The sequence below is a fragment of the Azospirillum palustre genome (assembly GCF_002573965.1).
In the GTDB taxonomy this organism is placed as follows: Bacteria; Pseudomonadota; Alphaproteobacteria; order Azospirillales; family Azospirillaceae; genus Azospirillum; species Azospirillum palustre.
Window position 1 is genome coordinate 494,456 of the sequence record NZ_PDKW01000043.1, and the last position, 14,250, is coordinate 508,705.

Annotated in this window: 14 protein-coding genes; 9 read left to right on the forward strand and 5 right to left on the reverse strand. The window is 69.0% G+C overall.

Translation table 11 applies throughout. From position 1 onward, the window contains the following. Positions 1-14: 14 nt before the first annotated feature. Together CRT60_RS24655 and CRT60_RS24660 are read right to left on the reverse strand one after the other, a co-directional pair. A complete protein-coding gene (locus CRT60_RS24655; protein ID WP_098739198.1) occupies positions 15-521 on the reverse strand; it encodes an RNA pyrophosphohydrolase in 507 nt (168 codons plus the stop codon). 20 nt (positions 522-541) lie between these two features. Beyond that, a complete protein-coding gene (locus CRT60_RS24660) occupies positions 542-1,285 on the reverse strand; it encodes a sulfite exporter TauE/SafE family protein (protein WP_098739199.1) in 744 nt (247 codons plus the stop codon). Between the two features lie 165 nt (positions 1,286-1,450). On the opposite strand from CRT60_RS24660, the gene CRT60_RS24665 reads away from it, so the two are divergent. The 9 genes from CRT60_RS24665 to CRT60_RS24705 all read left to right on the forward strand — a co-directional run bounded on the left by CRT60_RS24665 (position 1,451) and on the right by CRT60_RS24705 (position 11,036). Beyond that, positions 1,451-2,725, forward strand: a complete 1,275-nt coding sequence (locus tag CRT60_RS24665; RefSeq protein WP_098739200.1) for a glutamate-5-semialdehyde dehydrogenase — start codon at positions 1,451-1,453, stop codon at positions 2,723-2,725. A 202-nt stretch (positions 2,726-2,927) separates the two neighbouring features. Then, positions 2,928-3,500, forward strand: coding sequence for a nicotinate-nucleotide adenylyltransferase (locus CRT60_RS24670; RefSeq protein WP_098741014.1), 573 nt, complete (start codon positions 2,928-2,930; stop codon positions 3,498-3,500). Continuing rightward, positions 3,497-3,943 (forward strand): ribosome silencing factor, encoded by a 447-nt coding sequence (rsfS, locus tag CRT60_RS24675; protein ID WP_098739201.1) that lies wholly within the window; start codon positions 3,497-3,499, stop codon positions 3,941-3,943. Before CRT60_RS24670 ends, rsfS begins: the two co-directional genes overlap by 4 nt. 25 nt (positions 3,944-3,968) lie before the next feature. Beyond that, complete coding sequence (gene rlmH, locus CRT60_RS24680) at positions 3,969-4,427, forward strand: 23S rRNA (pseudouridine(1915)-N(3))-methyltransferase RlmH (RefSeq protein WP_014248610.1); 459 nt, start codon at positions 3,969-3,971, stop codon at positions 4,425-4,427. An 89-nt stretch (positions 4,428-4,516) separates the two neighbouring features. Then, the gene (gene gpmI, locus CRT60_RS24685; RefSeq protein ID WP_098739202.1) at positions 4,517-6,094 is read left to right on the forward strand and encodes a 2,3-bisphosphoglycerate-independent phosphoglycerate mutase; all 1,578 of its coding nucleotides are present in this window, start codon (positions 4,517-4,519) and stop codon (positions 6,092-6,094) included. 204 nt (positions 6,095-6,298) lie between these two features. Next, entirely contained in the window at positions 6,299-7,693 is a 1,395-nt protein-coding gene (locus tag CRT60_RS24690; RefSeq protein WP_244592738.1) for a murein hydrolase activator EnvC family protein, read from the forward strand. Beyond that, a complete protein-coding gene (locus tag CRT60_RS24695; RefSeq protein WP_098739203.1) occupies positions 7,694-9,133 on the forward strand; it encodes a S41 family peptidase in 1,440 nt (479 codons plus the stop codon). Positions 9,134-9,148: 15 nt separating this feature from the next. Further along, complete coding sequence (locus CRT60_RS24700) at positions 9,149-10,324, forward strand: divergent polysaccharide deacetylase family protein (RefSeq protein ID WP_098739204.1); 1,176 nt, start codon at positions 9,149-9,151, stop codon at positions 10,322-10,324. 133 nt (positions 10,325-10,457) lie between these two features. Next, on the forward strand, positions 10,458-11,036 hold the full coding sequence (locus tag CRT60_RS24705; RefSeq protein WP_098739205.1) for a hypothetical protein: 579 nt from the start codon (positions 10,458-10,460) through the stop codon (positions 11,034-11,036). A gap of 22 nt (positions 11,037-11,058) precedes the next feature. On the opposite strand, the gene CRT60_RS24710 is transcribed toward CRT60_RS24705, so the two are convergent. Genes CRT60_RS24710 through obgE form a run of 3 tightly spaced genes read right to left on the reverse strand, consistent with a single transcriptional unit; the run spans position 11,059 to position 14,145 of the window. After that, on the reverse strand, positions 11,059-11,703 hold the full coding sequence (locus CRT60_RS24710) for an HAD family hydrolase (RefSeq protein ID WP_098741016.1): 645 nt from the start codon (positions 11,701-11,703) through the stop codon (positions 11,059-11,061). 5 nt (positions 11,704-11,708) lie between these two features. After that, entirely contained in the window at positions 11,709-12,848 is a 1,140-nt protein-coding gene (gene proB, locus CRT60_RS24715; RefSeq protein WP_098739206.1) for a glutamate 5-kinase, read from the reverse strand. Further along, positions 12,838-14,145, reverse strand: a complete 1,308-nt coding sequence (obgE, locus tag CRT60_RS24720; RefSeq protein WP_098739207.1) for a GTPase ObgE — start codon at positions 14,143-14,145, stop codon at positions 12,838-12,840. The genes proB and obgE overlap by 11 nt, the downstream gene beginning before the upstream one ends. Positions 14,146-14,250: the final 105 nt, after the last annotated feature.

The window sequence follows — 14,250 nt, forward strand, 5'->3', positions numbered from 1 at the left end:
CCGGCAGGCTGGCGTCAGCCTTTCGCCGGCGCGATCAGCGGGCGGAATTCGGCCAGGACGGACTCATAGACCGGGCGCTTGAAGGCGACGATCAGGCCCGGCAGTTCTTCCGCGTCGATCCATTTCCAGGCGTCGAATTCCGGGTGGTCGGTGTCGAGCCGGATGTCGGCCTCGGCGCCGGTGAAGCGGGCCAGCATCCACATCTGCTCCTGCCCGCGCCAGCGGCCCTTCCACACCCGGCCCAGCAGATCGTCGGGCAGGTCGTAGCGGTGGGGGGCGGCGGTCATGGCGATGAACTCCGCCTTCGCCGTGCCGATTTCCTCCTCCAGCTCGCGGAATGCGGCGCTGCGGGCATCCTCGCCCTCGTCGATGCCGCCCTGGGGCATCTGCCAGTCGGCCTCCGACCCGCAGCGCTTGGCGACGAACACCTCGCCGCGGTCGTTCAGCAGCATGATGCCGACACAGGGGCGGTAGGGCAGGGAGTCGCGATCAACAGGGGGGCGGTCGATAGGGGCGGTCATGCCGGCGGGCTCCGTTCGGGTCAGGCTTTCGTGAGGAAGAAATAGACGGTCATCGCCGCCCCAACCAGGATCACCAGCTTGCGCAGGACCGGCGGCGGGATGTGGCGGGCGACCGAGGCGCCGGCATAGCCGCCGGCCATGGCGGCGACCAGCATGATCAGCGCCTCCGTCCAATAGACCGCGCCGCCGACGACGAAGGCCGCCACCGCCACTGCGTTGAGGCAGCCGGAGACCAGCGACTTCAACCCGTTCATCGCATGCAGGTCGGTCAGGCCGAAGACGCCGAGCGTCGCCAGGATCAGGATGCCGATGCCGCCGCCGAAATAGCCGCCATAGACCGCGATCAGAAACTGCACCGCCAGCACCGTGCCGTGGCCGATGGTGAAATTCCGCCGGACCCAGGCCGAGGCTGTCGGGCCGATGGCGAACAGCAGCGTCGCGAACAGCAGCAGCCACGGCACGATGATCTCGAAGGTCCGTTGCGGCGTCCACAGCAGCAGAAGCGCGCCCAGAAGCCCGCCGACGAGGCTGATTCCGAGGAAGGAGGGCAGGTGGACCTCGCGGATGCGTCCCAGCTCCCGCCGGTAGCCGAAGGCGCTGGCCAGCGCGCCGGGCGACACCGCGACGGTGCTGGTGGCGTTGGCGTTCAGCGGCGGCACGCCGGCCAGGATCAGCGCCGGGAAGGTCAGGAAGCTGCCGCCCCCGGCCACGGCATTCAGCACGCCGGCGAAGAAGGCGGAGACGATCAGCAGCAGCGTCAGCATGTCACCTTACCCGAAAACCTTGCCCGGCGCGGGGCTGCGCGTTGCGTTTTGCACACGCCCGCCCATACCGCAACGCCGAAGTCCCACAACCGCGCGGCTTTCGCAACCCCGAACAATTCGTTAAGGTCGTCGTCCCTTCAACGGATAGAGTGTCCGGAGACCTCCATGTCCGCCCTGCTCGATACCACCGACGCCCTGCACGACCAGATGATCGCCCTCGGCCGCGCCGCCCGCGCCGCCGCGGCCGCGCTGGCGACCGTGCCAGGACCGTCGAAGGACCGGGCGCTGAGGGCGGCGGCAGCGGCCATCCGCGCCCGCGCCGCCGAGATCAAGGCCGCGAACGCCGAGGACATGGCGAGCGCCCGCGACCTGTCCGGCCCCATGCGCGAACGGCTGATGCTGGACGACACGCGCATCGAGGGCATGGCCAAGGGGCTTGAGGACATCGCCGACTTCCCCGATCCCATCGGCGGCGTGCTGGCGGAGTGGACGCGGCCCAACGGCCTGCGCATCCAGCGCGTCCGCGTGCCGCTGGGCGTCGTCGGCATCATCTATGAAAGCCGGCCCAACGTGACGGCGGATGCCGGCGGCATCTGCCTGAAGTCGGGCAACGCCGCCATCCTGCGCGGCGGGTCGGAGAGCATCCGCTCGTCCCGCGCCATCGCTTCCTGTCTGGCGCAGGGGCTGCGCGAGGCCGGGCTGCCGGAGGCGGCGATCCAGCTGGTGCCGACCACCGACCGCGCCGCCGTCGGCCACATGCTGACCATGCGCGACTACATCGACGTCATCATCCCGCGTGGCGGCAAGTCGCTGATCCAGCGCATTGCCGACGAGAGCCGGGTGCCGGTCATCAAACATCTGGACGGCAACTGCCACGTCTATGTCGATGCCGCCGCCGACCTGGAGACGGCGCGCAAGGTGGTGCTGAACGCCAAGATGCGCCGCACCTCCATCTGCGGCGCCGCCGAGACGCTGCTGGTCGACCGCGCCATCGCCGACACGGCCCTGCCGGTTCTGGTGAAGGACCTTCTGGATGCCGGCTGCGCGGTGCGCGGCGATGCGGCGGCCCAGGCGGCCGATCCGCGGGTGACGGCGGTGGCGCCGGAGGATTGGGACACCGAGTATCTCGACGCCATCATCGCCTGCGGCGTGGTGGACGGGGTGGATGGGGCCATCGACCACATCAACGCCCACAGCTCCCACCACACCGAATCGATCCTGACCGAGGATCCGGCGGTGGCGGAGCGCTTCCTGTCCCGGGTGGACAGCGGCATCGTGCTGTGGAACGCCTCGACCCAATTCGCCGATGGCGGCGAGTTCGGCATGGGGGCGGAGATCGGCATCTCCACCGACAAGTTCCACGCCCGCGGCCCGGTGGGTGCGGAGCAGCTGACCAGCTACAAGTATGTCGTGCGCGGCGATGGCCAGACGCGGCCTTAAGGAAAACGCCCTCTTCCGCCCTGTCGAAACCCTCTCCCCCCCGGGGAGAGGGCAGGGTGAGGGGGTTCCGTCTGCCGGACGATCCTCGAAGCGTGCCCCCCTCACCCAACCCTCTCCCCGGGGGGGAGAGGGTGACCGCTTCGGGGGGGAGCGCGGGTTCGAGAAGGCCCCCCATCTCTATTCCGGCCCGCTCTATGCCGGGCTGACGGTCGGCATTCTCGGCGGGTCGTTCAATCCGGCCCATGCCGGGCACCGGCACATCAGCCTGTTCGCGCTGAAGGCGCTCGGGCTCGACCGCGTCTGGTGGATGGTCAGCCCGCAAAACCCGCTGAAGTCCACCTCCGGCATGGCGTCGCTGCCCGAACGGCTGGCGGAAGCGCGGGCCGTCGCCGCCCATCCGCGGATCGAGGTGACGGCCATCGAGACCGCTCTCGGCACCCGCTACACCGCCGATACGCTGGCCAAGCTTCAGCGCCGCTTCCCCAGAACCCGCTTCGTATGGTTGATGGGGGCGGACAATTTGCGGCAAATTCCACGCTGGAAGCACTGGAATCGAATCTTCGACTCGGTGGCCGTTGCGGTTTTCGCCCGTCCAACCTATTCTCTTGGTGCGTTGAGCGGCAAGGCCGCCCAGCGCTACACCCGTCGGCGGGTGTCGGTGTCCGGGGTAAAAGGGCTGGCGCGCCACAGGCGGCCGGCCTGGGCGTTCTTACGCAACCCCTTGCACCCGGCCTCGGCGACGGCGATCCGGCAGGCACGGGCCGCCGGGTCGTGACACCGTTGCAAGAGGTTGGAGCCATCACCACGCACACCGAAACGGCCGCGACCGCTCCGCGGCCAGCCGCCGTTCTCCAGATCCTGGAACCGCAGGACCTGAAGGCGCTCATCCAGGCGTCGCTCGACGCCGACCAGGCAGATGACGTGACCGTCATCGATCTCGCCGGGAAAACCACCTTCGCCGATTACATGATCGTGGCGTCGGGCCGCAACACGCGGCACATCGGCGCCATGGCCGTGAAGCTGGCCGAAAAGCTGAAGCAGGCCGGCGTCCGCGGCGTCGAGATGGAAGGCATGGCCCAGTGCGACTGGGTGCTGGTCGATGCCGGCGACGTGATCGTCCACCTGTTCAAGCCGGAGGTCCGGACCTTCTACAACATCGAAAAGATGTGGGGTCTGGAACTGCCGACGCCGTCGGGCACGGCGCGGCTGAGCGCCTGACGGGCCGCAGGCGGAGGGCCGCATCATGCGTTTGTGGCTCGCCGCCGTGGGGCGGTCGCGGGGCGGACCGACCCGCGACCTGTTCGACGAGTATGTCGGACGGCTCGGCTGGCCCTTCACATTGAAGGAGGTCGAGGTGAAGAAACGCCTCTCCTCCGACGAATTGAAACGGCAGGAGGCCGAGCTGCTGCTCGCCGCCGTGCCGGCCGGCGCCATCGTCGTGGCGCTGGACGAACGCGGCAAGGCGCTGCCCAGCGAGAGTTTCGCCGCCAAGATCGGCGACTGGCGCGACCGCGGCGCCGGCGATCTCGCCTTCCTGATCGGCGGTGCCGACGGCCATGGCGACGCGGTGCGCGCGCGGGCCGATTTCCTGCTCGCCTTCGGGCCGATGACCTGGCCCCACATGCTGGTGCGCGGCATGCTTGCGGAGCAACTCTATCGCGCTCAACAAATTCTTGCCGGTCACCCCTATCACAGGTCCTGATTCCGAGCGTCGCATCCGGCGCGCGGAAAAGCGCCGGAGCTGAAAACACGAAACTCCGAGACCACAACCTTTCGAGAAAGGTAAGCGCGATGACCGAGACCAACCGACCCCGCCCCGTCGTCCTCTGTATCCTGGACGGCTGGGGCTATCGCGAGGAGCGGTCCGACAACGCGATTGCGCTGGGCGAGACCCCGAACTGGGACCGCCTGTGGTCGGCCGAACCGACGGCCTTCCTCGACGCCAGCGAGGAGGAGGTCGGCCTGCCCAAGGGCCAGATGGGCAACTCCGAGGTCGGGCACATGAATCTCGGCGCCGGCCGGGTCGTCATGCAGGATCTGGTGATGATCGACCATGCCATCGTCCAAGGCGATCTGGAGCGCAACGCGGCGCTGAACGATCTGGTCAAGGAAATGCACAAGACCGGCGGACGCGTCCACCTGATGGGCCTGCTGTCGCCGGGCGGCGTCCACTCGCACCAGGACCACATCGCCGCGCTGGCCGGCGTGCTGTCGCGCGAGGGCGTGCCGGTGGCGGTCCACGCCTTCACCGACGGCCGCGACGTTCCGCCGCAGAGCGCGAAGGACCAGGTCGCCGAGTTCATGGCCGATGTCTTCGATCTGCCGGGTGTCGAGGTGGCGACCGTCATCGGCCGCTATTACGCAATGGACCGCGACAAGCGCTGGGACCGCGTCGCCAAGGCCTATGCCGCGATGACGAAGGCGGAGGGCGAGCGCGCCGCCGACCCGATCCAGGCCATCGAGCAGAGCTATGCCGCCGACAAGCATGACGAGTTCATCCTGCCGACGGTGATCGGCGATTACGCCGGCATGAAGGACGGCGACGCCATCCTGATGGCGAACTTCCGCGCCGACCGTGCCCGCGAGATACTGGCCGCCTATGTCGAGAAGGATTTCGACGGGTTCCCCGTCGCCAGTTCCCCGGAGGGCGGCGCGCCGAAGCTGGCCGCCGTGGTCGGCATGGTCGAATATTCGTCGGCGCTGGCGAAGCTGATGACCACCATCTTTCCGCCCAAAACCCTGACCAAGGTGCTGGGCGAGGTGGTTTCCGAGGCCGGATTTAAGCAGCTGCGCATTGCCGAGACCGAGAAGTACCCGCACGTCACCTTCTTCTTCAACGGTGGCGAAGAGCGAGTCTATGAGGGCGAGGACCGCATCCTGGTGCCGTCGCCGAAGGTGGCCACCTACGATCTCCAGCCCGAGATGTCGGCCTCGGAAGTGACCGCCAAGCTGGTCGGCGCCATCGATTCGGGCAAGTACGACCTGATCGTCGTCAACTTCGCCAACCCCGACATGGTCGGCCACAGCGGCATGCTGGACGCTGCCATCAAGGCGGTGCAGGCGGTCGACGCCAGCGTCGGTCAGGTGGAGGCCGCGGTGCGCCGTGCCGGCGGCACCATGCTGATCACCGCCGATCACGGCAACTGCGAGCTGATGAAGGACCCGGAGACCGGCGGCCCGCACACCGCCCACACGCTGGACAAGGTGCCGCTGGTGCTGGTCAACGGCCCGGCCGGCGCCCGCATCGACAGCGGCCGTCTGGCCGACATCGCCCCGACGCTGCTCGACCTGCTGGGCCTGCCCAAGCCGACCGAGATGACCGGCCGCAACCTGCTGGTCCGCACCGCCGCCCGCGCGGCGGCGGAATAACGGATGGCGCGGAGCGGTCCCTTCGCCCTTGATGCCCCCTTTCCCCCCCGGGGAGAGGGTCGGGGTGAGGGGGGCGCGTGGCATGGAGTTGCTGGAAGCTCGGCGCTTGGTCCTGCATCTCGTTTCACATCCCGCAATGCTTCCCCCTCACCCAGCCCTCTCCCCGGGGGGGAGAGGGTATCCGTAGGGGGCAGAGTATCCGGAGTGGGAGAGGGTATTCTCGCCGGCTTCGTCGTCATCGCCGGCCTGATCCTCGCCCAGCCGGCGAACGCCCAATCCGAAGCGCCCAAGGACACGCTGAAACGGGTCGAGCAGCAGCTTCAGACCGGCAAGCAGCGCCAGCAGCAGCTGGAACGCCAGTCCCAGGCACTTCAGACCGAACTCGACACCTTGCGCGGCCGGCTGATCGCGCTGGCCGATCAGGCGCGCGGGCAGGAACAGACGCTCGACCAGCTGGAAGACTCGCTCACCGCCCTGGAGGGTGAGGAGCGCGAGCGCTCCGCCGGTCTCGACGCCGAGCGCCAGCAGATCGCCACCCTGCTGGCTGCCCTCCAGCGGCTGGCGCGCATCCCGCCGGAGGCCGCGCTGGCCCGGCCGGAAAGCCCCGTGGACACCCTGCGCTCCGCCCTGCTGCTGCGCGATGCGGTGCCGGCGTTGAAGGCGCGGGCCGATGCGCTGTCCCAGGCGTTGACCGCGCTGGCCGACACCCGCGGTAAGCTGGTCGACCAGCGGGCGAAGGCATTGGCGGCGCGGGTGGCGCTGACCGAAAAGCAGGACGAGATGAACCGCCTGATCGCCCGGCGCGAGGAGCTGTCGCGCCAGACAGAGGAGGAGCGCGTCCAGGTCGGCCAGCGCATGGCGGATTTGTCGGGGCAGGCCACCGACCTGCGCCAGCTGATGGAGCGCATCGAGGCCGAACGCCGCGCCGCCATCGAAGCTGCCGCCCGCCGGGAAGCCGAGCGGCGCGAGGCGGAACGCAAGGAAGCCGCCAAGCGCGAAGCGGAAAAGCGCGAGGCCGAGCGTCGGCTCGCCGCCCAGAAGGAGGCGGAGCGCAAGGAGGCCGAAAGAAAGCTGGCCGAACTGCGCGCCGCCGAACAGAAAATCGCCGACCAGAAGGCCGCCGAGGAAAAGCGCGCGAAGGACGAGGCCGCCAGGGAAGCGGCACGTGAACGCGAGCTGGCCGCGAAGTCTCCGGACGGCCCGCCGGCCGTCTCCGGCATGGTTCTGCCGGCCGCCGGCAAGCTGACGACCCGCTTCGGCGAGGCCGACCGCTATGGCGCGACCAGCCGTGGCGTGACGGTCCAGACCCGGGCCGGGGCGGCCGTGGTGGCGCCGCGCGGCGGCACCATCGTGTTCGCCGGCCCGTTCAAGGGCTATGGCCTCATCTTGATCGTGGAACACGGCAACGGATATCATAGTTTGATTGCGGGTTTGGGCCGGATCGAAACGGCCGTCGGGCGTAAGGTGGCCAGCGGGGAACCGCTGGCGGTCATGCCGCCGGACGGCAATCCGGATCTCTATTTCGAGCTGCGACGAAACGGCCAGCCGATCAATCCGCAACGCGGGTTCGGCGCCCCGGAGGGGAAAGGACAAGGGTAGATGAGGATGTTCAAGCGCGCCGCAACGGCGGCAGCTCTGGTGTTTCTGGGCGCCGGCGTCGCCACCGTCACTGCTCAGTCCAGCAATTCGTCGGACACCTACCGGCAGCTGAACCTGTTCGGCGACGTCTTCGAGCGCGTCCGCGCCGAATATGTCGAGCCGGTAACCGACGAACAGCTGATCGAATCGGCGATCAACGGGATGCTGACCTCGCTCGACCCGCATTCCAGCTATCTGAACAAGAAAAGCTTCCAGGATATGCAGGTCCAGACCCGCGGCGAGTTCGGCGGGCTGGGCATCGAGGTGACGATGGAGAACGGCCTGGTGAAGGTCGTGTCGCCCATCGACGACACCCCGGCCTTCCGCGCCGGTCTCCAGCCGGGCGACCTGATCGTCCAGTTGAACGGCGAGGCGGTGATGGGCCTCAGCCTGAACGAGGCGGTTGAGAAGATGCGCGGGCCGGTGGGCAGCGAGCTGAAGGTCACCGTCCGCCGCGGCGAGGCGGGCGAACCCTTCACCGTGTCGCTGACCCGCGCCGTCATCAAGGTGCAGTCGGTCCGCTTCCGCACGGAAGGCGACATCGGCTATGTCCGCATCACCAGCTTCAACGAGCAGACCCAGAGCGGGCTGGAGAAGGCGATCTCCTCCATCCAGCAGCAGTTGGGCGACAAGCTGAAGGGCTTCGTGCTCGACCTGCGCAACAACCCGGGCGGTCTGCTCGACCAGGCGGTCTCGGTCTCCGACACCTTCCTGGAGAAGGGCGAGATCGTGTCGACCCGCGGCCGGCGCGCCGAGGAGGGCACCCGCTTCAACGCCAAGCCGGGCGACCTGATCAAGGGCATGCCGCTGGTGGTGCTGATCAACGGCGGCTCGGCCTCGGCTTCCGAGATCGTCGCCGGCGCCCTGCAGGACCACAAGCGCGCGATCATCATGGGCACCCAGAGCTTCGGCAAGGGATCGGTGCAGACCATCATCCCGCTGCCCGGCCATGGCGCCATGCGTCTGACCACGGCGCGCTACTACACGCCGTCGGGACGCTCGATCCAGCAGCTCGGCATCACCCCGGACATCGAGGTGCATGTCGCCAAGGTGGAGGATCTGGACAAGAATGTCATCCGCCGCCGCGAGGCCGATCTGAAGGGCGCGCTGGTCAACCCCGACGCCAGCAAGGCGCCGCGTCCGGCCACCACCAACCCGGCCGCTCCCGGCACGCCGGCCGCCCCGAACCCGGCAGCGCCGGCCCCGGGACCGGGCGCAGGTGCCGCCCCGGCGGCGCCCGGTGCGGTGCCCGGCGCTGCCCCCGTTCCGGGTGCCGCTCCCGCACCGGCCGAAGGTGCGGCGGCGGAGGGGGCGGAGCCGCCCTTCGACTTCCAGCTCGCCCGCGCGCTGGATCTGCTGCGTGGGGTCGCCCTGTTCCAGCAGCGCTCCGCGGCGCGCTGACCGGAGCGAACGACGGTGAAGGCTCCCGCCCTGCTCGGTCGTCTGCGGTTCGATGTCCGGGGCCTGCGCCCCGGGCTCGGCTGGCTGCGCCGTTTCCGTCGCACTGGAGACGACCCGGCAGGGCGGCCGCGCAAGCCGCTCTCCAAAGCCCTGCTGGGTGCCGTCGCCGTGGTGGCGGTCGCCTATGCCGGCTTGGCCGGTTGGCTGGCGCTGAACGCCGGGGCGACGCGGGAGGCATGGCAGGCGTCGATTCCGTCGACGACGGCGGCGGTCGCCCCGCTGCCGCCGCCAGCACCGCCGGAGCCCAAGGTTACAGCCCCGGCGGTTCCGCCGCCGCTGCCGACCGATGCCGCCCCGCTGCCGTTGCCTGGTGTCCCGGCGGCGGCAGTGACGCTGGTCCCGGCCCCGGTGCCGGGATTGGTGGAGGACAGCCGCAACGGCCCGCTGCCGCGCATTGCCCAGGACGGGCGCAAGCCCTGGCAGGTCTATGCCCGGCCCTTCCCGGCGACCGACAAGCGGCCGCGCATCGCCATCGTGATGTCCGATCTCGGGCTCAGCGGCGTCACCACCGGCAATGCGCTGGCGAAGCTGCCGCCCGGCATAACGCTGGCCTTCCTGCCCTATGCCGAGCGGCTGGACGATTGGGTCGAGCGTGCCCGCACCAAGGGGCACGAGGTGATGCTGTCGGTGCCGATGGAGCCGCTGAACTACCCGCGTGACGATCCCGGCCCCAATGCGCTGCTGACCATGCTCGGCCCCGACCGCAACATGGAGCGGCTGGAATGGTCGCTGGGCAAGGCGGTCGGCTATGTCGGCATCACCAGCACCACCGGCAGCAAGTTCACCGCCAACCCGGCGGCGATGCAGCCGGTGATCGACGCGCTGAAGGCTCGCGGCCTGCTGCTGGTCGATGCCCGCTCCAATCCCAAGAGCGTCGCCGGGCCGCTCGCCAATCTGGCCGGTGTGCCGCGGGCGCTGGGCGACCGCGTCATCGACCGCGACCTGTCGCGCGGCGCCATCGACGACCAGCTGCGCGAGTTGGAAGAGATTGCCAAGACCAACGGTGCCGCCGTCGGTTTCGCTTCCCCCTATCCGACGACGATCGAGCGCCTCAATCTCTGGATGACCGCTCTGGCCGATCGAGGCATCGCGCTGGCCCCGGTGTCGGCTGTGGTCAACATCCAGAAATAGCGCGCCAACCGGTTCCGCACCCCATCCGCCTGAATGCGACAACACGCGTCGGGCGGACGCGCGCGTGAGTCTTGCGCGACTGCGTCCTATGCGGGAATATCCACGCCGGTTTTCGAATTGGCGGAGAGGGCAGATGTTTCATCCGGAGGCGCTGGAGCCCATTGTCGCGTTCCTGCGTGGCATCGGCATGCAGGTGGTGTATGGCGACGCTGCCCATGGCGGCTTCCTGCCCGGTGTGAACATCCAGGCCGGGGCTCTGCATGTCGATCCGGAGACGCTGCTGGGGCCGGGCGACCTGTTGCATGAGGCGGGGCATATCATCGTCCTGCCGCGCCGATACTGGCCGTCGCTGGGGCGTGACGTGCAGGCGGACATCGACACCATCCTCGCCGACCAGACCGCGCGCGACGGCTCCCCCGACCCGATCCTGACCAGGGCCGCCCGCCAGGGCGAGTTCATGTCTCAGGCCTGGTCTTATGCGGTGGTCCAGAATTTGGGCCTGCCGCAGGAATGCCTGTTCTTTCCCGGCTCCTACCGGTGCAGCGGCTATGAGGGCACCCACCCGATGCTGGCCTGGATCGAGCAGGGAACCCATTCCGGCCTGATCAATCTGGCGCAGGCGGACTTCACCGGCTATGCGGGGATGTTCGCATTCATGGGCGACAACGGACTGGCCCCGTTCCCGCAGATGGCAAAGTGGACGTTGGACTGAGGGTACGGTCGGCAGCGCCCTCTCACCCGCAAAGCGCATCCCAGTCCAGCGCCCCCGGATCCTCGACCAGATGGTCCACCGTGTCGAACACCACGGCGGGGTGCTGGGGCCAGGCGATGGTCAGCATGCCGGCAGCCTTGGCGCTGCGGGCGCCGGTGGGGCTGTCCTCGATCACCGCGCAGGCGTCCGCCGGCAGTCCCAGCATCTTCGCCGCCAGCAGGTAGGGCTCCGGATGGGGCTTGCCGTTGGCAACGTCCTCGCGGGCGATGCTGAAGCGGAAATGCGGGATCGCCATCGCCCGCATATTGGCATCGACGATCATCCGCCCGCCGTTCGACACGCAGGCCTGGGCCAGCCCGCGGGCGGCGAAGGCCTCCACCAGGGCGAAGGCGCCCTCGCGCGGGCGCACCCGGTCGACGTTGGCGACATACTGGGCGTTGATCTCGTTGGCCCAGGCATGCAGATCGATGGGGAAGGGGCTGCGGGCATGCAGGGCAGCGTAGATCTCGCGGAACGCCACGCCGTGCATCGACCGGCAGTCCTCCTCGCTCAGCTCATGGCCATAGCCGCGGCAGACGTCGACGGTGATCTGCTGGTGCCAGGGCTCGCTGTCCATCAGCGTGCCGTCGATATCCCACAGAATGGCGCGGATCGGGCTGCGCGACATCACGGTCACCGCACCACCAGATCGTCGCGGTGGATCATCTCGTCACGCCCCTGATAGCCCAGGATCTCTGGGATCTCGGTGCTCTTGTGGCGCAGGATCTTGCGGGCGTCGTCGGCACTGTAGGCGACGAGGCCGCGGGCGACCTCGCGCCCCTCCTGCGTGCGGACGATCACCACGTCGCCGCGGTCGAAGTCTCCCTGCACGGCACTGACGCCGGCGGGCAGCAGGCTGGCACCGTGGGACAGGGCGCGCATGGCGCCGTCATCGACAACAAGCACGCCGGTGGCGTTGACATGGCCGGCAATCCAGGCCTTGCGGGCGCTGGTCGGCTCGGCCGACGGCAGGAACCAGGTGCAGAGCGCGCCGCCATCCTCCGGCCGCTGCTCCAGCGCCGCCAGCGGATTCATGCGCTTGCCCTTGGCGATGACCATGCGGCAACCGGCCGACAGGGCGACGCGCGCCGCGGCGATCTTGGTCACCATGCCGCCGCTGCTGTAGCCGGGGGGCGGCTCGCCGGCCATGCCCTCGATCTCCGGCGTCAGTTCGCGCACGGTGGGGATGTGGCGGGCGTCCGGGTCCTTGCGCGGGTCGGCGGTGTAGAGGCCGTCGATGTCCGACAGCAACACCAGCGTGTCGGCGCTGACCATCTGCGCGACGCGGGCGGCCAGCCGGTCGTTGTCGCCGAAACGGATTTCGGCGGTGGCGACGGTGTCGTTCTCGTTGATGACGGGAACCGCGCCCAGCTTCAGCAGCGTGTCGATGGTATTGCGGGCATTCAGGTGACGCCGCCGCTCCTCCGTGTCCTCCAGCGTCACCAGAACCTGGGCGACGGTGACGTCATGGCGGGCCAGCGTTTCCTGATAGGCGTGGGCAAGGCGGATCTGGCCGGTGGCGGCGGCGGCCTGCTTCTCTTCCAGCTTCAGCGCCCGGCCGACGAGGCCCAGATGCTCCCGCCCGCAGGCGACGGCGCCGGAGGTGACGATCACCACCTCCTGCCCGCGCTTGCGGCAGGCGGCAACGTCGTCGGCCAGCGCGTCGAGCCAGTCCCGGCGGATTTGCCGGGTTTCCCCGTCGACCAGAAGGGCCGAGCCGATCTTTACGACCAGCCGGCGGGATTCGAGAAGGGTAGGGGCGTCAAGCGCCATGGCGGGAGGTTCCGTCCGTATCGTCGTCCGAACCGTCCTCTTCGCCCTCTGGCTCCTCTCCGTCAAGAGCTTCGTCCGAGTCGCCTTCCTGCTCCTCGACGTCCAGCTCCTCACCCTCTTCGAGTTCGCCCTCTTCCAGGGCGGCCTCTTCCAGGTCGTCCTCTTCGAAATCCTCATCCTCGCCGCCGACCCATTCGCCGGCTTCGTCGTCCCACTGCATCTCACCGTCGTCGGGCAGCTTCTGGCCGACCGGCGGGCGCGGGATGGAGCGGGTCGCCGGGGCGTTGATGACCTCGGGCTCTTCCGCCTTCGAGTCCTTGATGACGGTCAGCAGACGGTAAAGCACCTGCTTCACGCCCTGGCCGGTGGCGCCCGACAGCACCATGACCTCGGCGCCCGAAGCCTCCTCCAGCGCCGCCTTCTTCTCCTCGATCTCCTCGTCCAGCAGGGCGTCGGACTTGTTCAGCCCGATGACCTCCGTCTTGTCGGCGAGGTTGCCGCCATAGGCTTCCAGCTCGTTCCGGATCGTGCGGTAGGAGGCGACGACGTCGTCGGCCGTGCCGTCGATCAGGTGCAGCAGGATGCGCGAGCGTTCGACGTGACCGAGGAAGCGGTCGCCCAGCCCATGGCCCTCGTGCGCGCCCTCGATCAGGCCGGGAATGTCGGCGATGACGAACTCTTCGTCACCGGCGCGGACGACGCCCAGGTTGGGAGCCAGCGTGGTGAAGGGATAGTCGGCGATCTTCGGCTTGGCCGCGGTGGTGGCGGCCAGGAAGGTCGACTTGCCGGCATTGGGCAGCCCGAGCAGACCGGCGTCGGCGATCAGCTTCAGCCGCAGCCACACCCACTGCTCCTGCCCCGGCCAGCCAGGGTGGAACTTGCGCGGCGCCCGGTTGGTCGGCGTCTTGAAGTGCGCGTTGCCGTGCCCGCCGTCGCCGCCGCGCAGGAAGACGCGGCGCTGGCCGGCCTCGGTCAGGTCGCACAGCACGGTTTCCTGGGTCTCGTCCAAGATCTGGGTCCCGACCGGCACCTTCAGGACGACATCCTCGCCGCGCGCGCCGTTGCGGTTGCTGCCCATGCCGTGATGACCGCGCTGCGCCTTGAAGTGCTGCTTGTAGCGGTAGTCGATCAGCGTGTTCAGGCCGTCCGCCGCCTCGATGATCACGTCGCCGCCACGGCCGCCGTCGCCGCCGTCCGGGCCGCCGAACTCGATGAACTTCTCGCGCCGGAACGCCACGGCACCGGGGCCGCCATCGCCGCTCTTCAAGAACACCTTGGCCTGATCGAGAAACTTCATCGGGGGACCTTGCCCGTAAACGGAAGGGAAACCGGCGGCGGGACGGCACCGGACTGAAAACGAAAATCGGGGAGCCGGTCGCCCGGTCCCCCGATTTTATCCCAC

What these genes read in the sequence shown, in the direction of transcription:
- CRT60_RS24655 (WP_098739198.1), bottom strand. Translation starts at nt 521, where the DNA reads ATGACCGCCCCTATCGACCGCCCCCCTGTTGATCGCGACTCCCTGCCC.
- CRT60_RS24660 (WP_098739199.1), bottom strand. Translation starts at nt 1,285, where the DNA reads ATGCTGACGCTGCTGCTGATCGTCTCCGCCTTCTTCGCCGGCGTGCTG.
- CRT60_RS24665 (WP_098739200.1), top strand. Translation starts at nt 1,451, where the DNA reads ATGTCCGCCCTGCTCGATACCACCGACGCCCTGCACGACCAGATGATC.
- rlmH (WP_014248610.1), top strand. Translation starts at nt 3,969, where the DNA reads ATGCGTTTGTGGCTCGCCGCCGTGGGGCGGTCGCGGGGCGGACCGACC.
- gpmI (WP_098739202.1), top strand. Translation starts at nt 4,517, where the DNA reads ATGACCGAGACCAACCGACCCCGCCCCGTCGTCCTCTGTATCCTGGAC.
- CRT60_RS24695 (WP_098739203.1), top strand. Translation starts at nt 7,694, where the DNA reads ATGAGGATGTTCAAGCGCGCCGCAACGGCGGCAGCTCTGGTGTTTCTG.
- CRT60_RS24705 (WP_098739205.1), top strand. Translation starts at nt 10,458, where the DNA reads ATGTTTCATCCGGAGGCGCTGGAGCCCATTGTCGCGTTCCTGCGTGGC.
- CRT60_RS24710 (WP_098741016.1), bottom strand. Translation starts at nt 11,703, where the DNA reads ATGTCGCGCAGCCCGATCCGCGCCATTCTGTGGGATATCGACGGCACG.
- proB (WP_098739206.1), bottom strand. Translation starts at nt 12,848, where the DNA reads ATGGCGCTTGACGCCCCTACCCTTCTCGAATCCCGCCGGCTGGTCGTA.
- obgE (WP_098739207.1), bottom strand. Translation starts at nt 14,145, where the DNA reads ATGAAGTTTCTCGATCAGGCCAAGGTGTTCTTGAAGAGCGGCGATGGC.